Genomic DNA, 20,276 nt, shown 5'->3' with positions numbered 1-20,276 from the left:
GTGTCCTGACGGGGCATGTCGCCATCACGAAAGCCTGCTGATCATGTCGTCGAAATGGCGGAGAACCATGCCTTGAGCAGCCGTTCCCAGACCATCGCGGATACGCTGACCCGCGCCATCATCGACCATCGCCTCGTGCCCGGCTGCAAGCTCGGCGAACGCGAACTCTCCGAAATATTCAACGTGAGCCGCATTGTGGTGCGCCAGGCCCTGATCCGGCTCGCCGATGACGGGCTGGCCCAGATCGAACGCAACCGCGGTGCCTTCGTCGCCAAGCCGAGCATGCAGGAGGCGATGGAGATCTACGACGCGTTGACGCTCGTCGAACAGGGCGTCGCAGCACAGCTCAGCGATCGCCTCGGGCCGGCCGGCTGGGCCGAGCTGCGCCAGCATGTCGAGCGCCAGCGCCAGGCTGTTGCCGCCGGCAACGATGCGCTGGCCGACGTGCTTGGCCAAGAGTTCCATACCGTGTTCGTACGCCTCAGCCGCAACAAGGTCATGCAGGAAATCCACGCGCAGCTGGTGCGCCGCACGACGCTGCTGCGCTCCCTCATTTCGGCCGATTTCGACTATTGCAATCTGCTGGACGACCACTCGCGGGTCGTCGACCTGCTGGAGAAGGGCCGGCTGAAACCGGCCATGGACCTGATCGACACCCACCACCGCGCGGTGGTGCGCGGCTACATCATGGATCGCGCAGTGTTTCCAGAGATGACGCCTGCCGAAGCGCTGGCGCCCTATCTGGACGGCAAGGCCGACGGCGAGACTGTGCCGCTGCGAAGGTTGTCTAATGCATCCGGCGACGGCGACACGGCAACGCATCTTCACCTCCATCTCCCCAGAACAGACCGGGCACCGACAAGCCGGGCATCGACAAAAAAGACCAACAGAGGGCTGCCATCATGAACAATCTGACGAGACGCGAATTCCTGAAATACAGCGGCGCGGCCGGAGCCGCGTTGGGCGCGGGAGGGCTAAGCGCCAGCGCACAGGCGCAGGAGGTGCTAAAGATCGGTGCCGTCTACGTCTCGCCGGTCGCCGAGATCGGCTGGACCAAGCAGCACAGCCTCGGCGTCGAGGCCATCAAGGCCGAATTCGGCGACAAGGTCGAGCTCACCGTCATCGACAACATCTTCATGCCGCAGGACGCCGAGCGTGTCTTCCGCGAATTGGCCAGCGCCGGTAACAGGCTGATCTTCGGCACAAGCTTTTCGCATGGAACGCCGATGCAGAAGGTGGCGCCGCGCTTTCCCAAGGTGGCGTTCGAACACTGCTCGGGCATCGTCCACCTCGCCAATCTGGGAACCTTCGAGGCCAAATATTACGAAGGCACCTTCGTTGCCGGCGCGGCGGGCGGCTACATGTCCAAGTCGGGCAAGATCGGTTTCATCGGCGGCTTTCCGATCCCCGACATCGTCGGTCCGGCAAATGCACTGCTGCTTGGCGCGCAGAGCGTCAACCCAAATGCGACCTGCAACACCATCTTCCTGAATTCCTGGTTCGACCCGGGCAAGGAGAAGGAGGCGGCCAAGACGCTGATCTCGCAAGGCTGCGACGTGGTCTGCTCGATGACGGACACCGCGACCGGCGTGCAGGTCGCCGGCGAAGGCGGCGCCTGGTCGATCGGCTATGCCAGCGACATGTCGAAATTCGCCTCGGGCAAGCAGCTGACCTCTTTCGTTCTCGATTGGACCAGCGACTATGTCGGCGCAGCCAAGGCCGTGGCCGCCGGTACCTGGAAGCCGGAAGTACGCTGGGACGGATTGGCGGCCGGCGTGGTGAAAATGGCCCCCTACAATGAGGGTATCCCCGCCGATGCGCGCGCCAAGCTCAAGCAGCTCGAGGCCGACATCGGCAGCGGCAAGCTTCATCCCTACGCCGGGGAGCTGAAGGATCAGGACGGCAACGTCAAGGTTGCCGCTGGTTCGGTTCTGGCCGATGGCGACATTCGCGGCATGAACTGGTTCGTGAAGGGGATGATCGGCAGGCTGAGCTGATCGCCGTAAAAGTGCCGGGAGACGCCCAAGTCCATATCTTCGGCTTCTCCTTGCCTGGTTCCCGTCCAACCTCGCTTCACGCCACGGCAGGACCCCGCCATGCATCCGCGACTAGAACTGCGCAACATCTGCAAGCGTTATCCCGGCGTCGTCGCCAATGACGATGTGTCGCTCTCGATTCAAGCCGGCGAGATCCATGCCGTGCTGGGCGAAAACGGCGCCGGCAAATCCACTCTGATGAAGATCATCTATGGGGCGACGCAAGCCGATTCCGGCGAGATCTTTTGCGATGGCAATCCGATCGCCACGCACACCCCGGCGATGTCGCGCGCGCTCGGCATCGAAATGGTCTACCAGCATTTCGCGCTGTTCGAATCCGTTTCGGTGGTCGAGAACATAGCGCTCTCGGCCAGCAGCGCGTACGACCTGCCCTTGCTCGCCGACAAGATCCGCGATCTGTCACGCCGCTACGGCATGCCCATCGACCCGCATCGCCAGGTGCACGACCTGTCGGTCGGCGAGCGCCAGCGCGTCGAGATCGTGCGCTGCCTGCTACAGTCGCCGAAACTGCTGATCCTCGACGAGCCGACCTCGGTGCTGACGCCCCAGGCGGTGGTGAAGCTGTTCGAGACGCTCCGCCAACTTGCCGCCGAGGGCTGCAGCATCGTCTATATCAGCCACAAGCTCGACGAGGTCCAGGATCTCTGCGACACCGCCACTGTGCTGCGCAACGGCAAGGTCACCGGTACCGCGCGTCCGAAGGAGACGACATCGCTGGAGCTTGCCCGCATGATGGTGGGTTCGAAGCTGCCTGAAATGCATGTCGGGCCGCCGACGCCAAGCGACAGACCGGTGCTCGAGGTCAACAGGCTTACGGTGACGGCCCGGGATCATTTCGGCGTCGACCTGAAGGACGTTTCCTTCAAGGTGCATGGCGGCGAGATCGTCGGCCTGGCCGGGGTTTCCGGCAACGGCCAGGCCGAGCTGATCGCCTTGCTCAGCGGCGAGCGCACGCATGAGCGCAGCGACGCCATCCGGATTTGCGGAACCGGCGCAGCCCGCCTTCGCCCGCACGAGCGCCGCAAGCTCGGCGTTGCCTTCGTTCCCGAAGAGCGGCTCGGGCGCGGCGCCGTGCCCTCGCACACGCTGTGGGAGAATGCGGTGCTGACCGCGCACCGTTTCGGCACGGTGCGCAATGGGCTGGTCGACCGGCGCCGGGCCAAGGCGTTCGCCGCCGGCATAATCGATAGGTTCAAGGTCAAGGCCAACGGGGCGCAGGCGATCGCGCAAAGCCTGTCCGGCGGTAATCTGCAGAAATTCATCGTGGGGCGTGAAATCGCGCTCCAGCCGAAGCTCCTCCTGGTGTCTCAGCCGACTTGGGGGGTCGATGTCGGCGCGAGCGCCTTCATCCGGCAGACCATCGTCGATCTCAGCCGCGCCGGCGCGGCGGTGCTCGTCGTCTCCGAGGAACTCGACGAGCTGTTCGAGATCTGCGACCGGCTGCTGGTCATCTGCCAAGGGAAGGTTTCCCCGCCGCTGGAGCGCAAGACGACCGATCGCGAGGAGATCGGACTTCTGATGACGGGCGGCGGCATGAGCGACGGCGCATCGGCAAATGGGGGTGGCAACAATGCGCTTCAGGATTGAACAAAGGCCGGAGCCCTCCTCGCTGATGCGCGTCGCCGCGCCGGCACTGGCGACCCTGTTGACCGTTGTCGTCGGATCGATTTTTTTCGCCTCCCTCGGACATGATCCGCTGGCGACCCTCCATGCCTTCTTCATCGAGCCGCTCTCTTCCATGAACGGCCTGTCCGAATGGCTGCTCAAGGCCTCGCCGCTGATCCTTATCGCTTGCGGGCTGGCGGTCGGCTTCCGCGCCAATGTCTGGAATATCGGCGCCGAGGGCCAGTTCACCATGGGGGCAATCGCGGCCAGCGGCGTGGGGCTTTTCTGGCCGAACCCCGAAAGCGTGCTGCTGTTGCCGCTGATGTTCATTGCCGGCATGGGCGCCGGCATGGCCTGGGCGGCAATCCCCGCCTTTCTGCGCGCCCGCATGAACACCAACGAGATCCTGGTCACGCTGATGATGACCTATATCGCGACGCTGTTCCTGTCCTATCTCGTGCACGGACCGTGGCGAGATCCGGCCGGCTTCAACTATCCGCAGACGGCGCTTCTGCCGACGGCGGCCCTGTTCGAGTCTTTTGACCCCGCCTATCGGCTCAACCCGTCGATCTTCATCACGGTCGTCGCCGTGCTCCTGATGTGGCTGTTCACCGACCGCAGCTTCCTCGGCTACAAGATGTCGGTGAGTGGGGCTGCGCCGCTTGCCGCCCGCTATGCCGGCTTTCGCGAATCGGCTGCGGTCTGGATCGGACTGCTGGCGGGAGGTGCCGCGGCCGGCATCGCCGGCATGGCGGAAGCCGCCGGGCCGCTCGGGCAGCTCTCGCCTCAGATTTCGCCAGGCTACGGCTTCGCGGCCATCATCGTTGCCTTCGTCGGACGGCTGAACGCCTTTGGCATCGTGCTTGGCGGGCTGTTGATGTCGCTGCTTTTCCTCGGCGGCGAAGGTGTGCAGATGACGCTCGGCCTGCCTTCGGCCCTGACGCGGATCTTCCAGGGCATCCTGCTGTTCTTCCTGCTCGCCACCGATTTCTTCATCTTCTATCGCGTTCGCCTGGTGCGACCCGTCCGGGACACGCATGCGCTGGAGACGGCACGATGAGCGGATTTCCGATCGTGCGGGAGACAGCCTGATGGACCTGTTCATCGCCATCTTCACCGGCACCGTCATTGCCGCCACACCGCTGATCTTCGCCGCGCTCGGCGAACTCGTGGTGGAGAAGTCGGGTGTCCTCAATCTCGGCATCGAAGGCATGATGCTGATGGGCGCCGCATTGGCATTCTGGGCCGTCACCGCAGGCTATCCGATGCCTGTCGCGATCCTGGCCGGCGCGTTGGCGGGTGCCGCCGCCTCGCTGCTGTTCGGCGTTCTGGCGCTGACCTTCCTGACCAACCAGTATGCAGCCGGCCTGGCGCTGGCGATCTTCGGTTCGGGCGTCTCGGCCTTCCTGGGGCGCGGCTTCGGCAGCGAGCCGATCGAGGCATTGCGCCGCCTCGACATCCCCGTTCTGTCCGACCTGCCGCTGATCGGTCCGCTACTGTTCCGCTTCGATCCAATGGTCTATCTGGCCCTGCTGATGTTCGTCGCCATCAGCTGGTTTCTCTACCGGACCAAGGCTGGCCTGGTGTTGCGCACGATCGGCGAGTCGCCGCAGACGTCGCATGCGATCGGCTACCCCGTGATCAGGATCCGCTACATGGCCGTGCTGTTCGGTGGGTTGATGGCAGGCCTGGCAGGCGCCTATTTGTCGGTCGCCTATACGCCGCTCTGGGTCGAGAACATGACTGCCGGCAAGGGCTGGATCGCGCTTGCGCTGGTGGTCTTCGCCACCTGGCGGCCGCTGCGCATCCTGCTTGGCGCGTGGCTGTTCGGCGGGATGACGATCCTTCAGCTGCAAGGTCAGGCGTTGGGGCTGGACATGCCGTCCGAACTGTTGTCGGCGCTGCCGTATCTCGCGACCATCATCGTGCTGGTGCTGATCTCACGAAACCGCCAGATGCTGGCCCTGCACTTCCCGGCCTCGCTGGCAAAACCCTTCCGCCCGGCCAGTTGACCTTCTGGGAAATGCTACTTCTCTTGCAGGAGAAGGCTCAAGTCGATCTCGGTAATATGCCAGCGACCCAGATTGGCGGTATAGAGCTTGTCGCCCTTGAAGGCGATGTTGGTGGGGTGCGCCAGCGTGGTTGCCGCCGGATCCTCGATCAGCACTTCGAGACCCTTGTCCTTTTGCCAGCGATAAATACGGCTGGGCTCATAACATGAGATGAACAATGAGCCGTCAGGCGCAAAGGCCACTCCGTCCGGAACATTGTGCACGCCCTCGACGACGATCTCACGAGCCCCCGCCGATCCGTCAGCAAGGATCGGCACATAGCTGATGCAGGGTGCGTCGCTCTCCACGACATTGAGGCCGTTGCCGTCCGGCGCCATCGCCATGCCGTTGGCGAACGACATCGCCTCCCGGCACCACGGGCCGCCCTCGCCCGTCTTGAGATCGTAGCGGAAGATGCCCGAGCGATTGTCCTGGCCAACGCTGTCCGAAACGAAGAGCCAGCCCCTCGCCTCGTCGACGATCGGATAGTTCGGCACGCGAATGCCGGCCGACGCGAAGTGCTCCATGCGCGCTGTCGCGGCATCCCAGCGGAAAATCGCGGCATGCCTGAGATCGCAGGCGAAGCAGTTTCCCGCGCTGTCGAAAGCGATGCCGAGCAGAAAACCGTCGGTGCCGCCCATGCGCTCGACCGAGCCGCCATCGGCGGCCAGCCGCAGCAGGTCGCCGGTTTCGGTGCCACACCAGATCGAGCCATCGCGGTGAACGGCCACGCCCTCCGGATGCGCGACGCGCGGGCTGGTGAAGATACCATCGAAGAAAACGCGCGCGGCTGATATGTCGAGCAACGGTTTTGCCATGGGGTCTCAGCTTTCGACAAGCGCCGTCTGCGCGGCGATGCAGCGTTCGACCATCGCGCGGTCGGCTTCAAGAATCTCGGCGATCAGCGCGCCGCGCTCCTTGGCGCTGACGAACTCCAGACGGCGCAGACCGAGCGGGTCGATGCGGGTTCGCAAGGTGGCGAGCGTGTCGTCGGAAGGCAGTGGAACCTCGCGGCAGTCGGGATCGAACGACACCGCAAATCCGGTGGCGTCACGGATCTGCTGCTGCGTGACGCTCGGCATGGTTTCGACAACGATCAATTCCCTCGAAGTCTGATCGAGCCGGAAGACACAGAGATCAGTGAAGACCAGCGCTCTGCCGGTGCGATAGCCCATCGGCGCGCGCTCGGCCGGAGTCAGCAGCCCGCGAGCCGAGCTGACGATTTCGACCTCATTTACCAGCGACTGGATCGAGTGGCGGGGGATGTAGAGCAGGTAATCGCGGTGCATGTTGGCAACATCGGCCATGCCGCCTTGCCCCGGCAACCGGATGAGGCCGCCGCTTGGTTTGCGCAGTGCGATCGTGTTGACGCGGCCGCGCCGGTCGACCTGTGCCGCGCCGACGATCTCGTGCGTCACCGCGCCGGCCTGGTAGTAGGTCGAGTAGGTGTCGTCGCCGCCGGCATGCGCCACCGCCGTTTCGCAATCAAGGCTTTCGATCAGCGACAGGACCATCGGGCTCGGCGCGATGTCGAGATGGCCGCAGCTCATCGTCGCGATGATCATGTCCGGCGCGTGCGTCGCCTTGGCCAGGCGGTATGCGACATTGGCCAGCGGCGAGACTGCACCCGCGCTGGCGAAGCTCTCATTGTCAAGTTCGGCAGCGATGCGGGCGGCGATGATCTCGTCGACGGACGCTTTCTTTTCGGCGTGCGCTAGCGCGGGCATGGCGAGCACTGCCGCAGCGCGTACCTTCGCGGCGCTTTGCAACGGCTTCGGCACGCCCTCGGAAGGCGGTCGCAGATTGTCCGCCAAGGACGTTTCCCGGTCGGCGAACGCCTCCCACAATCGCTGATAATCGGTGACGTAAAACGGCAGGCAGGAGGCCGGATAAGCGCCGCCCGGCGCCAGGGCAATGGCCGAAACCTGATTGCGGGTCAGCACGCTCTGGCGGCCGTCCTGGCGCAGCGTCCCGACCGGAACGATTTCCTCGACCGTGACCAGCACCTGGCGCGCCGCACCCGCCATGGCGAAGTCCAGCGCGCGGGGCCCGATGATCTGCACATTGCCGCTTTCATCCGCGCGCTGGGCATGGACGACGAATGTGTCGAGCCGCAGCGGCGGAATGAATCCGTTTTCGGCTCCGGCAATCGGATCAGGTCTGGCGCTCGCACCCGGCACGCGCGCTAGCATGTCCGATCCCTGCGGAAGCTGGAACGACATCGAGGGCAAGTTCTGTTGCGCCGCCCGCAGCGCCTGGATCATGGCCAGCGCCGTCCAATCGCGAACCGGTATCGCGCCGCTCTCGGCGGCTGCGCGAAATTTTGGCGGCAGGCCGAAAATGTCGAGGCTGGAGAAACAGAGATCGATTTCAGCCACGGCATGCGCTTCGAGCAGCAGTTCGAGCGGTAAGCCGCCGGCCCAGCAGATGTAACGCAGATCCTTGACGCCCGACCGGGCTATCGCCCGCAGCAATGCGATCGGCAGCCGGGCGAAATGATGGCCGCCGACGCCAACCGATTCGCCACGGCCGACCATCGCTGCCAGTCCCTCGACATCCGTGAAGCGCGGCCGGTTCGGCTTGACCAGAGACATTGCGGTACGGTTCGTCACAGCGCGGATGCCTCGATGCGATAGCGGGTGACGAACGGCTTTTCCGGCGAGAATTCGAGTGCGGTCGCAATGCCGGATTGTGCGATCGGATTGTCGGCCAACGCCATCGCCGGGCCGAGCCCGAAGGGCGAGCAGATCGGCTCGATGCCGATGGCGACATGACGGCCACTCCAGGGCGCGGCCTTGCGGCCGCGATTGGAGTACCAGAGCAGAAGGCTTGGGAAATGCTCCTTCTGCCAGGAGAGGTCCACCCGATAGCCGTCCTCGTGATTGAGGAGCGCCGCCAAACCGTCAGTGCCCTCGATCTGCAGCAGCTCCTCCGTTGCGGCAGCCAAGGGAAGCCGCGAGGCATCGACCGCTTTGCCTGTGCGCGACGGCACGGCTGTCAGTTCAAGGAACGTCTTGTTCCGGGCAAATAGCGCAGCACCTGGTTCGACATCGTGCGGATAGGTGCGGCCCTCGTCGAAGCCACCGAATTGCAACGTGGCTGCGCCCGTCTCGAACGGCAGCCGGAACACCGGATGCAGGCCGATCGGCAGGCGGCAGACACGGCGAACGACGATCTTCAACACGATGTCGATGGCGGGCGCCAACGGGTCGGGCCGCACGGTCCGTTCAACATGCTCGACCGGACTTCCCTCGGGATAGGTAAGCGTCAGCGACAATGATCCGCGACTACTGGGACGCCATGTCCACTCATGATTGGAGCTATGGCCATGGACTTCTTCGCCTGGTTCCGGCGGACCCATCGCCCGCGCCCAGTCCTCGGGCCATCCCTCGGCAGGCACCGAATAGCCGAACGGCACGCAGGGCCATTCGCCGCGAAGCTTGCGCAGGATGCCTGGCAGCGCTTGTGCCTGCGGTTCGTTCGACCACGGCGCAATGTGCATCGGCGAGATCTGCCGACCGTCCTCAAGAATGAACGTAACCGGCGCCAGCATCGCGCCAAGCCGCTGGACAGTCAGCGCGCCATGCGCCCAGCCCAATCCGCGATAGTCATCGCCCGCGTTCACGGCCCGCCCTTCTTTGCCTTTGTCGTGCTCCGCTCGGCAAACTCCCTGACGCGCTGCTGGCCGATCTCGCTGCGATAGAGCTCACCCAATATGTCGCGTTCCATGGTGAGCCCATCGGCCAGATCACCGGACACGGCATGCGCCGTCAGAGTCTTCAGTCCCTCGATTGCGGCAGCGGGCTCGGCGGCGATCATTTCGGCCAGTTCCAGCGCGCGCGGCATCAGCCGGTCGACCTCGACGATCTCGTTGACCAGACCGGCAGCGACGAATTGCGAGGCCGGGACGATGGCGCCGGTCATCAGCAGGAAATTGGCGCGGTTGCGGCCGAGCTTGGCGACGCTGCGTTGCGTGCCGCCGCCGCCGGGGACCAGCCCGAGCTTGATCTCCGGCAGGCCGAGCTTGGCGAATTGGTTGGCGATCACGAGGTCGCAGCACAGCACCAGCTCCATGCCGCCGCCCAGCGCGAAGCCGTTGACCGCCGCGATCACCGGTTTGCGGTTGTTCTCGATGGCCGCGTACATGCGCATGCCGGCAGCCTGGAAAATATCGAATTCCGGTCCGGTCTGGGCGGCGTATTCCTTGATGTCGGCGCCGGCCATGAAGCCGCGCCCTTCCCCTGTCACCACGATCGCCCCGATGCTTGCATCGCCGGATAGCGACTCGAAGGTTTCGGTGATCTCGCCTTGCATCAGCCGGTTCATGGCGTTGAGCTGATCGGCGCGGCGGAAGGTGACGATCGCGACGCGGCCCGCGGTTTCGACCGTGAGTGTCTGGCAGGCGCGCATCGTCAGGCGGCGTCCACGGTCATGTCACCGGACGCCTCCAATGCGGCGATCTCGTCCCTGGAGAGGCCGAACTCGGCCAGGATCTCGCGGCCGTGCTGGCCGACCAGCGGCGCCGGCCGTTCTATGGTCGCGGGCGTCTCGCTCATTTTCACCGCCGGGGCGACCACCCGCACCGTACCGCCGCGCGGATGGTCATAGCTGGTGATCATGCCCATGTGCTTGACCTGCGGGTCCTCAGCGGCGCGGCGGATATCCTTCACCTCGGCGCACCAGATGTCGGCCGCCAGCAGCCGCGCCAACAAATCCTGCGTGGCGAATTTCCTGGTCTCGGCATTCACCTTCTCAAAGACTTCATCGCGCTTGTCGAACAAAGTCTTGAGGTCGTCGTAGACGGCAAGCTGCGGGGCCTCCAGCACCCCATACAGGGTTTTGAATGGGCTCATGGCGATCGACACGTAGCCGCCGTCGCTGGTCTCGTAGATGCCGAACGGCGCCTGCATGCCGGGATGGCCGATCCCGGAATTCGGCCGCACGAAGTCCTCACCGAGGTTGAGCACCGCGACATATTCCTGGTTGAGATGCGCCAAGAGGCCTGCCAGCAGGTTGACCTCGATCTTCTGGCCCTTGCCGGTCTTCTCGCGATAATAGAGCGCCGACAGGATGCCGTAGACCATGTTCATGGCGCCGATCTGGTCGGCGAGGCCGGCGCCGGCGGGAACCGGGGCCTGGTCGCCGCGGCCGGTGTTGGCGATCAGCCCTGCGAGCCCCTGGATCAGCATGTCCTGGCCGGGGCGCTCGACATAGGGTCCTTCCTCGCCGTAGCCCGAACCTGAGCAATAGATGATGCGCGGATTGATGGCCTTGAAATCCTCATAGCCGTAGCCGAGCTTGGCCAGCACGCCGGGGCGGAAATTCTGCACCACCACGTCGGCGCTTTTCGCCATCTCCATGATGATAGCATGCACCTTGCGGCTCTTCAGGTTGAGCGCGATCGAACGCTTGTTGCGGTTCCAGGCGAGGAAGTTCGGGCTCTCCGAACCGCCGACCCATTTGGCGAAAAAGGTCATGCCACGGAACATGTCGCCGGCGCCGGCGCGCTCGATCTTGACGACATCGGCGCCCATGTCGCCGAGCAGCTGGGTAGCGAACGGCCCCTGCAGCAGATGGCTGAAATCGAGGATGCGGACGCCTTCGAGGGCCTTGTTCATGTCATGTCTCGTTTCAAAATTTTCAAAGCAGTTCGGGAACGTAGCGCGGTGCCGCCGTCAACCCGCCATCGACGCGCAGGTCGGTGCCGGTGGTGAAGCCGGCGGCATCGGAGGCAAGATAGACGGCGGCCTCGGCCACTTCCGAAGGCTCGCCGATACGGCCGAGCGGATGCATCTTGACCCAGGCCTTGGCGAGATTGCCGCCGATCTCCTTGATGAGTTTCTCGTTCATCGGCGTGTTGATGGTGCCCGGCGAGATCGAATTGACGCGGATGTTCAGCGGCCCGAATTCAACCGCCATCTGGCGTGTCATCGCCATGACCGCGCCCTTGGCGCCGGCATAGGCGGTCCAGCCATCAAGCCCGATGTGACCCTGCGCGGAGGCCATGTTGATGATCGAGCCCGATTTCTGCGCGATCATGTGCGGCAGCGCGTATTTGCAGCCGCGAAACACGCTGGTCAGGTTGACCGCTATCAGCCGGTGCCACTGCTCGTCGGTCATCTCGTGCACCGGCATGCCGCCAATGGCGATGGCCGCGTTGTTGACCAGTATGTCGAGGCGTCCCGTCTTTTTGACGGCGCTGTCGATGAGGCCTGAAATGTCGGCCTCCTGCGAGACGTCGCAATGCACATAGTCGGCGCGGTGGCCGGCAGCGCGAAGCGCGGCCGCGAAATCCTCGCCCGCGCTGTCGGCGATGTCGCCCAGAAAGACATGCGCCCCTTCGCGCGCCATCGCTTGCGCGATCGCGTGGCCGATACCGTCGGCCGCACCCGTGATGACGGCGATTTTTGCTTCAAGACGAGCCATCTTCAGCCTCCATTCGCACGCCGGCGTTTCGCCTCATCGAGGGCGACCGCGGCAATGATGATCATGCCGGTGATGACCAGCTGCCATTCGGTCGGCAGGCCAAGCCCGCGCAGCCCGTTGGACAGGAATTGCAGGATCAGCACACCGAGCGCCATGCCGGTCAGGCTGCCGATGCCGCCGGCAAGGCTGACCCCGCCGAGCACGGTGGCGGCAACCACCTGGAATTCGAAATTCAACCCCGCCGTATGCTGCGCCGAGCCGACCCGCGCGGCCAGGATGATGCCGGCGACCGTCGCCAGTAGCGCGCTGATGATGAAGCAGATGAACTTGACCCGCCGCACGTCGTAGCCTGCAAGGCGGGCCACTTCCTGATTGCCGCCGACGGCATAGATTTGCCGTCCGAACGGCCGGTGCTGCATCATGTAGGCGAAGGCTGCGAGCAGGACGATGGCGATGACGGCCGAATAGGGGATGACATTGAACAGGCGGCCATCCGACAGCGCGATGAAGCTGTCGAGGCTGGCATCGTCAGGGATCGCGCGCTGACCAGTGTAGAGATAGACGCCGCCGCGCATGATGAACATCGTGCCCAGCGTCACGATCAGCGAGTTGATGCCGGCATAGGCGGTGAGATAGCCGTTGACGACACCGATGATCAGCCCGAACAGCAGCGCGCCGCCGACGCCGAGCAGCAGCGAATTGGTGTCGTTCATGATGATGATCAGCGGCAGTGCAATGGTCGCCAGCAGCGATCCGATCGAGATGTCGACCTCGCCGGAAATGAAGACGATGGCGCAGCCAATGCCGGCGGTGAGCGCGAGCGAGGCCTGGCCAAGCACATTGGTCATATTGCGCACGGAGAAGAAATTCTCGACGGTGACCGAGAAGAAAGCCAGCACCAGCACGAGGCAGACCAGCAGCGCCAGTTCCTGCCGGGCAAAGAGCCGCGCCAGCACGGACGGCGGGGCTTTCGCGGAGACTGTATTCACAACGCTCATGATTTATCCGATCGCCGCATTGAGGATCTTCTCCTGCGTGGCTTCGTCGCGCGGCATGATCGCGGTCAGGCGGCCTTCGCACATCACCGCGACCCGGTCGGCAAGACCGAGCAGCTCCGGCATTTCCGACGTCATCATGACGACCGCCAGGCCTTCGCCGGCGAGCCGGTCGATCAGGGCGAATATCTCGGACTTGGCGCCGACATCGATGCCGCGGGTCGGCTCGTCGACGACGATGACCTTGAGGCCACGCATCAGCCAGCGCGAGATCAGCACCTTCTGCTGGTTGCCGCCAGACAGGTTCTTCACCTCTTGGAACAGGCTGGGCGTCTTGATGCGGAAGCGGTTGACGTAATCCTGCACCGCTTTGTGTTCCCTGGCCTTGTCGACGAAGCCCATGCGGGCGAAGGCGCCGAGCGAGGCGAGGCTGGCGTTCTGGTAGACAGGCAGCTCGCCCATCAGCCCTTCGCTCTTGCGATCCTCGGTGAGCAGACCGATGCCTAACCTGACGCCGGTGCGCGTATCGTGCGGCGAGAGGCGCTGACCGTCGACGGTGATCGTGCCCGAAGTGATCGGATCGTAACCGACGATCGCCTTGGCGAGTTCGGTGCGACCGGCGCCCATCAGCCCGAAGAAGCCGAGCACCTCGCCGGCGCGCGCCTCGAAGGACACGCCGTTGAGCTTCTTCGCCGTGCTGAGCTTGTCCACTGACAGGGCTACCTTGCTAGCCGGTGCGCCACGCTTGCGGGGAAACAGATTTTCGATGCGCCGGCCGATCATGTCCTGGATCAGCGTGTCGTTGGTGTGCTCGCCGATCGGCTTGGTCGAGATGTGGCGCCCGTCGCGCAGCACCGTCACCGTGTCGGCGATCTCGAACACTTCGTCGAGCTTGTGGCTGACATAGACCACCGCGATGCCGAGGCTGGCAAGCCGGCGGATGACGGTGAACAGCAGCGAAACCTCGTTCGGCGTCAGCGAGGATGTCGGCTCGTCCATCACCACCACACGGGCTTCATGAGCGAGCGCACGGGCGATCTCGACCATCTGCTGCTGACTGACCGGCAGCGAGCCGGTGCGCGCCGCCGGATCGACGTTGAAGCCGATGCGGTCGAAGAGCGCGGCTGAATCGGCGCGGATCTTCTTCCAGTCGATGGAGCCCGTCCTGCCGGTCGGATAGCCTTCCAGGAAGATGTTCTCGGCAACGGTGAATTCGGAGATCAGCGCGATCTCCTGGAACACGACCTTGATGCCTTGCTTCAAGCTGTCGCGCGGCGACTTGATGTCGACCTCGCCTCCGCGCATGCGAATGGAGCCGACGTCCTTGCCGTAGACGCCGGCCATGATCTTGATCAGTGTCGACTTGCCGGCGCCGTTCTCTCCCATCAGCGCATGAATCTTGCCGGGCTCCAGGGTGAAGTCGACATTGTCGAGCGCCACGACGCCGGGAAAGCGCTTGCCGATGCCGCGCAGTTCCAGCGCCGGCACATCGGTATCGATGGCCGCGCCTTCGCCAGGATGCAGGAAATCAACGGACATTGGCTCTGTTCCGGATGATGTCGAGATAGGTTGCCAGGATGATGACGATGCCCGGCACCACCATCTGCAAATCCTGGTTCCAGCCGAGGATGATGATGCCGTTGTCGATCACCTTCAGCACCAGAACGCCAAGCAAGGTACCGAACAGCGAACCGCGGCCGCCGAGCAGGCTGGTGCCGCCGAGGATGACGGCGGCAATCACCGTCAGCTCGAAGCCACGGCCGGCGGTAGGCTGGCCGGCATTCATCAGCGACGACAGGATCATGCCGGCAACACCGACGCACAGGCCGGTGACGACGAAGGCCAGCAGCTTGAGCCGTTCCGAGCGAATGCCTGACAGGCGCACCGCCTTTTCATTGGCGCCGACCGCGTAGAGGTAGCGGCCGAGCGTGGTGAAGCGCAGCGTCACATAGGCAACCACGAAGATCAGCGCCGCCAGGATGACGGGAACCGGCACGGGGCCGATATAGCCGGCGCCGAGATCGGTGAAGCTTGCCAATTGGTTGTGGTTCTGCACCGCCTCGCGCGTGAACAGATAGACGCCGCCCTGCAGCATCATCATCGTGCCGATGGTGGCGATCAGCGAATTCACCCTGAGCCTTGTGACGACCAGCCCATTGAACAGGCCGACGCCGCCGGCAAAGGCGAGCGCCGCCAGCATGCCGAGCGTAAGACTATGGGTTGCGTTGAGCACCGCCATGCCGATACAGCCGACGAAGGCGAGCGATGCGCCGACCGACAGGTCGACCTCGGCGGTGATGATGAGCATGGTCATGCCCGAGGCGACGATCAGCACCAGAGCGCATTGGCGCAGGATGGCGATGATGTTGGCCTCCGAATAGAATTGCGGCGCCGCCATCGAGATGGCGATACACAGCACGGCCAGGATTGCGCCCAGCACGAGCTGGCTGCTGCCCAGAAGGTTGCCGCCGATGAAACGCTTCGACGCGGAGGCCTGTGTAAGCTCGCTCATTTCAGTCCATTCCCGGCCGTTTGCCTGGTTCTTCTGGAACCTGTCGCGTCGAACCCGGCATTTGTCTTGGCCACCGAAAGGTCCTGACCGCCTGCCCTTCCCGCAACACGGGAAGGGCGATGTCGGCCGACCTTATTTCTTCAGGTCGGCGGAGGTCTTCATGCACTTTGCCGGCGGCTGCAACGCGTTGACGGCATCCCATTTGATGGTGCGGGTGGTGCCGTCATAGTCATAGAACTTCTTCCAGTCGTCGCCGTTCATCGGCGCGGTCGGGCTGACGATGTGCTCCGGCACTTCCTCATTGTTGAAAAGCTTCACCGCGGCATCGATGGCGGTAAAGCCTTCCTTCTCGGGGAACATCGCGGCTTCGATGCGGTAGGAAGGCTCGTTCTGCATCGCGTTGATGAAGGCAAGTCCCTCGCCGCCCGTGCCGACCGTCAACAGGCCATCCTGCGACTTGCCCGCCGCTTTCCAGGCCTGCAGGCCACCCAACGAAGACGAATCGTTGATGCCGTAGATGATGTTGATATCGGCGTTCTTGGCCAGTGCCGCGGAGGACACTTCGAGAGCGCGGTCCGGATTGCCGCCGCCGTCGAGATCGTGGACCATGACCGCGTCGGGGATGATGGTCTTCAGCCCGTCCATGAAGCCGTGCGAGCGCAGCACGGTGGCGGAAAGCAGCGGCAGGCCGACATTCATCACCTTGGCAACGCCGCCGAGCTTTTCCTTGGCGTATTTGCCGGCCTCCACGCCGGAGAAATAGCCGGTGTCGTAGTCGCAGATGGCGACCATGGTGGTCATGCCCTTGACCGGATTGCCTTCCAGCACGACCGGGACATTGGCGGCCTTGGCCTGGCGCAGCAGCGGCACCACGCCTTCCTCGTTCACCGGCGTGATGATCAGCACGTCGACGCCCTTGGCGATGAAGTCCTCGGCCGCAGCGACCTGCTTGGCGATGTCGAGATTAGCATCCTGCACCTCGACCTCGATACCGAGTTCCTTGCCGTGGGCCTTCATGCCCTTGATGACGTTCTGATACCACTCATGGGTGGCGTAGTTGGTGACGTAGCCGATGCGCTTGGGCATGTTCTCGGCATGCGCGGCGGCCCCGAGCGCCAGCACGGCGGCCGACGCAAACAGGATTGACTTGGACCAGAGCATTTTCTTCTCCCAGATTTATCGCTTTTGTTAGTCGCTGAACGGATAGTCCCGCCGTTCCGGGTCGGCACGTAAGGAGGTGGTGGCCTCGCCCCAGCCGAGTGCGGCCGATATCTTTTCGGCGGCGGCCCGGGTGCGTTCGAAGACAGTTTCAGGATCGAACCGCGCCGCCTTCTGCGGCAGCAGCGGCACGGTTAGCGCGGCGATGACGGCACCAGTGTGATCGCGTACAGGCATGGAGATGTTGGTGCAGGCCGCAACTGCCAAGGAAGCGCGCATCTCGTAGCCGAGCCTGGCGACCTCGTTCAGCCGCGCCTCGATTTCGGCCCGCGTGCCCTGCCCCTCACCGGCGGCCACGATGCGCTCGACGATGCGGTCGCGCTCGGCCCGGCTCGAATGGGCGAGCAGCACGGCACCCGAACTTGTTTCGAGGATCGGGAAATGCGACCCAAGTGCTACCGAGTAGCGCATCGGCAGCGGCGAATCGATCTGCAAAACCACCAGTGCGTTCTGGCCCTCGCGTACCACGAGGTGGCAGCTCTGGTCGGCATTGGCGGTCAATTCGCGCATCACCGGCAGAGCGCATTCCACCAGCCGGTTTACCGGCGGATGCATGTGCGCCAGTTCGAACAGCTTCAGCGACAGCCGGAAACGGTCCGACTGGGTGCGGAAGATATAACCCCGCTTCTCCAGCAGAAGCAGGATGCGGTAGATCTCGTGTATTGAGCGGCCGAGGCCGGTCGCGATCTCGGTCTGGGTCAGCGTTTCGGCGCTGGAGGCCATGAATTCCAGAACGTCGAGCGCCTTTTCCACCGCCGGCACGCGATAGCCGTTGCGGCCGCTTTCGCCCTCGTCGATCGTCTGGGCACCGCTGGCGGCCATCAGGCGACGCTCCGTTCCGGCTGGACTTGCCTGGTTTCGCGGTAGAGGTTGTTGACGTGGCCCGCGAGTTCGGTCGCCGACATATCACCGGCTATGGCGGCGGCGGCATGCGGCGCGCATTCGCGGAAGAAGGCGATGAAGCCCGGATGGGTCGGACGCAGATAGGACGAGGCGATCGTTCGCAGCGTCGAGCCGAAGAAATCGCCGGCAAGACGATTGACCCCGGCATCCTTCCAGGCCGCCAGCGAACCCGGTTGTCCGCCCGATTTCACATAGCCGCCGCGCTGGTATTCGGGCGAGCACAGGAACAGTGCGTAGTCGATCGCAGCCTGCTTGTGCTTCGATTGGGCGCTGACGCCGATGCCGGCACCGCCGAGCAAGGCGCCGGCGGCTTGCGGGGTGGGCACGTCGGCGAAGCGCAAATGGGGCCTATCCGGTTTCGAGGCGTAATTCACATAGCCGAAGGCGAACGGCACGTAGACAACGTCGTCATGCGCGATCATGTGGTCGTAGCAGCGGATCGGATTCCACTTCGACGAGTCCGGGTGCGAAAGCGCCGCAAGCCCGCGCAATTGTGCAATCGCCTGCTCGACCACTTCCTTCGCGATGAATTGCTCGCCATCTTCCTGGGGGCGGCCGAGCGTCAGAAGCAGGCACATGGCGTCGGTCGGCACAAAGGGCAGACCAAGCCATTTGCCGTCCCTGCGCGCACGCCGGCCAAGCTCCAGCACGTCCTGGTGCGTGCTGGGCACCGGCCCGTAGCGCTCCAGCAAATCCGGCCGATAGGAAGCAACCTGGCAGGCGGCATCGATCGGCAGCGCCCACTGGCGGCTGTTCTTCTGGTAGGAGCGCCAGGACGCACCGACTGAATCACGCTCGAAGAAATGGATCTGTTCGGCCGACAGATAAGCGTCGAACGGGACCATCAGTTCATCCTGCGCGATATCGCCGATGAAGGGATGATCGAACACGACAAGATCGTAAGTGCCGAGCACCGGGCCGAGCGCACCCTCACCGAATTCATAGAGGCTGCGGCGGTCCCATTGGATCTCCAGGCCGGGATGCGCGGCGCAATAGGACTCGATGCTGGCGTCCAGCGGACCCCAGCATCGTCTATGATCCCACGCCAATCCGCGCAGCTTCGTCATGCCACTTAAATCCTCCCGGCGCCGGCAATAACCGGCTCGCCATCGACACTAGCACTATTTTTCATATACGCAACTTGTTTTCATTTGCGCAAAAAGCGCATACATCCTCCCGACTGGCCGACGCGTGGTTCAAGCCAGATCGAAACGCTCCACGGCGCGCATGATGCCGCGCAGTTCAGCCAAACCCTTGAGCCGTCCGATAAGCGAATAGCCGGGATTGATCTTTTTCTTGCCGATGTCGTCGGCAAGCAGATGCCCATGGTCCGGACGCATCGGGATTTGCCAGTCAACCCGGCCTTCCTCGCGACGGCGCTTCTCTTCCTGCATCAACGCGAGGATGACATGCGCCATGTCTGTGCCGCCCTCGAGGTGTTCGGCTTCGTAGAAGGAGCCGTCCTCCTCGATGGTGATGTTGCGCAGATGGACGAAGTGGATGCGGGCGGCGAATTCCTTGACCATGGCGACGATGTCGTTGTCGGCGCGCGTGCCGTAGGAGCCGGTGCAGAAGGTCAGCCCATTGGCCGGGCTGTCGACGGCATTGAGGATGAAGCGCGCGTCCTCGGCAGTCGAAACGACGCGTGGCAGGCCATAGAGAGAGAAGGGCGGATCGTCGGGATGGATGCACATACGCACTCCCTCCTCTTCGGCCGCCGGAATGATCTCGCGCAGGAACCAGGCGAGATTGTCGCGCAGTTCCTTCGGGCCGATCGAATCGTATTCAGCCAGGGCTTCGCGAAAGCTGTCCCTGTTATAGCTGCGTTCGGTCGCCGGCAGGCCGGCGATGAGATTGCGCTCGATCCGGTCGATCTGCTCCGGCGTCAGCGTCTTCAGCCGCTTCTCGGCCTCGGCGATACGCGCCGGCGTGTAGCTTGCCGCACCATTCTTGCGCTGCAGCACGAAAAGATCGTAGGCCGCGAAATCGATAGCATCGAAGCGCAACGCATAGCCGGTTGTCGGCAGGCGATACATCAGGTCGGTGCGGGTCCAGTCCACCACCGGCATGAAATTATAACAGATCGTCTCGATGCCGGCCTTGGCGAGCGCCCGGATGCTGTCGCGGTAGTAGCCGGCATAGCGCTCGCGCTCGGGCGCGCCGATCTTGAAGGAATTGTGCACCGGAATGCTCTCGACGACCGACCATTTCAGGCCGGCCGCCTCGATGATCCGCTTGCGCTCGAGCACATCGGCCTCAGGCCAGGCGCGGCCGTCATAGATCTGGTGCAGCGCGGAGACAACGCCGGTGGCGCCGGCCTGCCTGACATGTTCAAGCGTCACCGGATCATCGGGACCATACCAGCGCCAGCACTGTTCCATGAAGCCTCCTCAGGATTGGTGGCGACCATATTGTCGGACCACAAGCCTGTCAACAGAACCTTTCCATCGCCAAGCGGTTGATTTCCTGCGGATCGAGCCATAGTCTGGTCCAACAAATAGCAAGGAGT

18 protein-coding genes are annotated in these 20,276 nt (G+C 63.8%); 5 read left to right on the top strand and 13 right to left on the bottom strand.

The window, feature by feature from the left end; genetic code table 11:
- Positions 1–72 precede the first annotated feature (72 nt).
- From LB532_RS26545 to LB532_RS26525, 5 genes are all read left to right on the top strand, one after another.
- Positions 73–906: a GntR family transcriptional regulator gene (locus LB532_RS26545; protein WP_140638413.1), complete on the top strand. Its 834-nt coding sequence runs from the start codon at positions 73–75 to the stop codon at positions 904–906.
- The gene (locus LB532_RS26540) at positions 903–1,997 is read left to right on the top strand and encodes a BMP family ABC transporter substrate-binding protein (RefSeq protein ID WP_224557464.1); all 1,095 of its coding nucleotides are present in this window, start codon (positions 903–905) and stop codon (positions 1,995–1,997) included. The genes LB532_RS26545 and LB532_RS26540 overlap by 4 nt, the downstream gene beginning before the upstream one ends.
- A 99-nt stretch (positions 1,998–2,096) precedes the next feature.
- Positions 2,097–3,644 (top strand): ABC transporter ATP-binding protein, encoded by a 1,548-nt coding sequence (locus LB532_RS26535; RefSeq protein ID WP_140638411.1) that lies wholly within the window; start codon positions 2,097–2,099, stop codon positions 3,642–3,644.
- Positions 3,628–4,722 carry an ABC transporter permease gene (locus tag LB532_RS26530; protein ID WP_140638410.1) on the top strand — a complete coding sequence of 365 codons (1,095 nt, stop codon included), beginning with the start codon at positions 3,628–3,630 and terminating at the stop codon, positions 4,720–4,722. The genes LB532_RS26535 and LB532_RS26530 overlap by 17 nt, the downstream gene beginning before the upstream one ends.
- 31 nt (positions 4,723–4,753) lie before the next feature.
- A complete protein-coding gene (locus LB532_RS26525; protein ID WP_140638409.1) occupies positions 4,754–5,674 on the top strand; it encodes an ABC transporter permease in 921 nt (306 codons plus the stop codon).
- Between the two features lie 14 nt (positions 5,675–5,688).
- Here LB532_RS26525 and LB532_RS26520 read toward each other — a convergent pair whose 3' ends face one another.
- From LB532_RS26520 to uxuA, 13 genes are all read right to left on the bottom strand, one after another.
- A complete protein-coding gene (locus tag LB532_RS26520) occupies positions 5,689–6,531 on the bottom strand; it encodes an SMP-30/gluconolactonase/LRE family protein (RefSeq protein WP_140638408.1) in 843 nt (280 codons plus the stop codon).
- Between the two features lie 6 nt (positions 6,532–6,537).
- Entirely contained in the window at positions 6,538–8,307 is a 1,770-nt protein-coding gene (locus LB532_RS26515; RefSeq protein ID WP_140638407.1) for a CoA-transferase, read from the bottom strand.
- Between the two features lie 14 nt (positions 8,308–8,321).
- The gene (locus LB532_RS26510; RefSeq protein WP_140638406.1) at positions 8,322–9,338 is read right to left on the bottom strand and encodes a hypothetical protein; all 1,017 of its coding nucleotides are present in this window, start codon (positions 9,336–9,338) and stop codon (positions 8,322–8,324) included.
- Positions 9,335–10,123, bottom strand: a complete 789-nt coding sequence (locus LB532_RS26505) for an enoyl-CoA hydratase/isomerase family protein (protein ID WP_140638405.1) — start codon at positions 10,121–10,123, stop codon at positions 9,335–9,337. Before LB532_RS26505 ends, LB532_RS26510 begins: the two co-directional genes overlap by 4 nt.
- Before the next feature lie 2 nt (positions 10,124–10,125).
- Positions 10,126–11,331 carry a CaiB/BaiF CoA transferase family protein gene (locus LB532_RS26500; RefSeq protein ID WP_140638404.1) on the bottom strand — a complete coding sequence of 402 codons (1,206 nt, stop codon included), beginning with the start codon at positions 11,329–11,331 and terminating at the stop codon, positions 10,126–10,128.
- A gap of 22 nt (positions 11,332–11,353) precedes the next feature.
- The gene (locus tag LB532_RS26495) at positions 11,354–12,139 is read right to left on the bottom strand and encodes an SDR family NAD(P)-dependent oxidoreductase (RefSeq protein ID WP_140638403.1); all 786 of its coding nucleotides are present in this window, start codon (positions 12,137–12,139) and stop codon (positions 11,354–11,356) included.
- A 2-nt stretch (positions 12,140–12,141) separates the two neighbouring features.
- Positions 12,142–13,137, bottom strand: a complete 996-nt coding sequence (locus LB532_RS26490) for an ABC transporter permease (protein ID WP_140638402.1) — start codon at positions 13,135–13,137, stop codon at positions 12,142–12,144.
- Between the two features lie 3 nt (positions 13,138–13,140).
- Complete coding sequence (locus LB532_RS26485) at positions 13,141–14,673, bottom strand: sugar ABC transporter ATP-binding protein (protein ID WP_140638401.1); 1,533 nt, start codon at positions 14,671–14,673, stop codon at positions 13,141–13,143.
- A complete protein-coding gene (locus LB532_RS26480; RefSeq protein ID WP_140638400.1) occupies positions 14,663–15,646 on the bottom strand; it encodes an ABC transporter permease in 984 nt (327 codons plus the stop codon). The genes LB532_RS26485 and LB532_RS26480 overlap by 11 nt, the downstream gene beginning before the upstream one ends.
- A 132-nt stretch (positions 15,647–15,778) precedes the next feature.
- Positions 15,779–16,807: a sugar ABC transporter substrate-binding protein gene (locus tag LB532_RS26475; protein WP_140638399.1), complete on the bottom strand. Its 1,029-nt coding sequence runs from the start codon at positions 16,805–16,807 to the stop codon at positions 15,779–15,781.
- 27 nt (positions 16,808–16,834) lie between these two features.
- Positions 16,835–17,686: an IclR family transcriptional regulator gene (locus tag LB532_RS26470; RefSeq protein ID WP_140638398.1), complete on the bottom strand. Its 852-nt coding sequence runs from the start codon at positions 17,684–17,686 to the stop codon at positions 16,835–16,837.
- On the bottom strand, positions 17,686–18,834 hold the full coding sequence (locus LB532_RS26465; protein WP_140638397.1) for an ABC transporter substrate-binding protein: 1,149 nt from the start codon (positions 18,832–18,834) through the stop codon (positions 17,686–17,688). Before LB532_RS26465 ends, LB532_RS26470 begins: the two co-directional genes overlap by 1 nt.
- 129 nt (positions 18,835–18,963) lie before the next feature.
- A complete protein-coding gene (gene uxuA / locus LB532_RS26460) occupies positions 18,964–20,148 on the bottom strand; it encodes a mannonate dehydratase (protein ID WP_140638396.1) in 1,185 nt (394 codons plus the stop codon).
- Positions 20,149–20,276 lie beyond the last annotated feature (128 nt).

Source organism: Mesorhizobium sp. ESP-6-2 (assembly GCF_020164675.1).
GTDB lineage: Bacteria > Pseudomonadota > Alphaproteobacteria > Rhizobiales > Rhizobiaceae > Mesorhizobium.
Note: the sequence above shows the minus strand (reverse complement) of the source record. Positions and strands in the feature narration are given on the sequence as shown.

Coding starts and splice junctions, on each gene's coding strand:
- LB532_RS26520 (WP_140638408.1), bottom strand. CDS start 6,531: ATGGCAAAACCGTTGCTCGACATATCAGCCGCGCGCGTTTTCTTCGAT.
- LB532_RS26500 (WP_140638404.1), bottom strand. CDS start 11,331: ATGAACAAGGCCCTCGAAGGCGTCCGCATCCTCGATTTCAGCCATCTG.
- LB532_RS26540 (WP_224557464.1), top strand. CDS start 903: ATGAACAATCTGACGAGACGCGAATTCCTGAAATACAGCGGCGCGGCC.
- LB532_RS26470 (WP_140638398.1), bottom strand. CDS start 17,686: ATGGCCGCCAGCGGTGCCCAGACGATCGACGAGGGCGAAAGCGGCCGC.
- LB532_RS26515 (WP_140638407.1), bottom strand. CDS start 8,307: ATGTCTCTGGTCAAGCCGAACCGGCCGCGCTTCACGGATGTCGAGGGA.
- LB532_RS26530 (WP_140638410.1), top strand. CDS start 3,628: ATGCGCTTCAGGATTGAACAAAGGCCGGAGCCCTCCTCGCTGATGCGC.
- LB532_RS26535 (WP_140638411.1), top strand. CDS start 2,097: ATGCATCCGCGACTAGAACTGCGCAACATCTGCAAGCGTTATCCCGGC.
- LB532_RS26480 (WP_140638400.1), bottom strand. CDS start 15,646: ATGAGCGAGCTTACACAGGCCTCCGCGTCGAAGCGTTTCATCGGCGGC.
- LB532_RS26465 (WP_140638397.1), bottom strand. CDS start 18,834: ATGACGAAGCTGCGCGGATTGGCGTGGGATCATAGACGATGCTGGGGT.
- LB532_RS26485 (WP_140638401.1), bottom strand. CDS start 14,673: ATGTCCGTTGATTTCCTGCATCCTGGCGAAGGCGCGGCCATCGATACC.
- LB532_RS26525 (WP_140638409.1), top strand. CDS start 4,754: ATGGACCTGTTCATCGCCATCTTCACCGGCACCGTCATTGCCGCCACA.
- LB532_RS26505 (WP_140638405.1), bottom strand. CDS start 10,123: ATGCGCGCCTGCCAGACACTCACGGTCGAAACCGCGGGCCGCGTCGCG.
- uxuA (WP_140638396.1), bottom strand. CDS start 20,148: ATGGAACAGTGCTGGCGCTGGTATGGTCCCGATGATCCGGTGACGCTT.
- LB532_RS26475 (WP_140638399.1), bottom strand. CDS start 16,807: ATGCTCTGGTCCAAGTCAATCCTGTTTGCGTCGGCCGCCGTGCTGGCG.
- LB532_RS26490 (WP_140638402.1), bottom strand. CDS start 13,137: ATGAGCGTTGTGAATACAGTCTCCGCGAAAGCCCCGCCGTCCGTGCTG.
- LB532_RS26495 (WP_140638403.1), bottom strand. CDS start 12,139: ATGGCTCGTCTTGAAGCAAAAATCGCCGTCATCACGGGTGCGGCCGAC.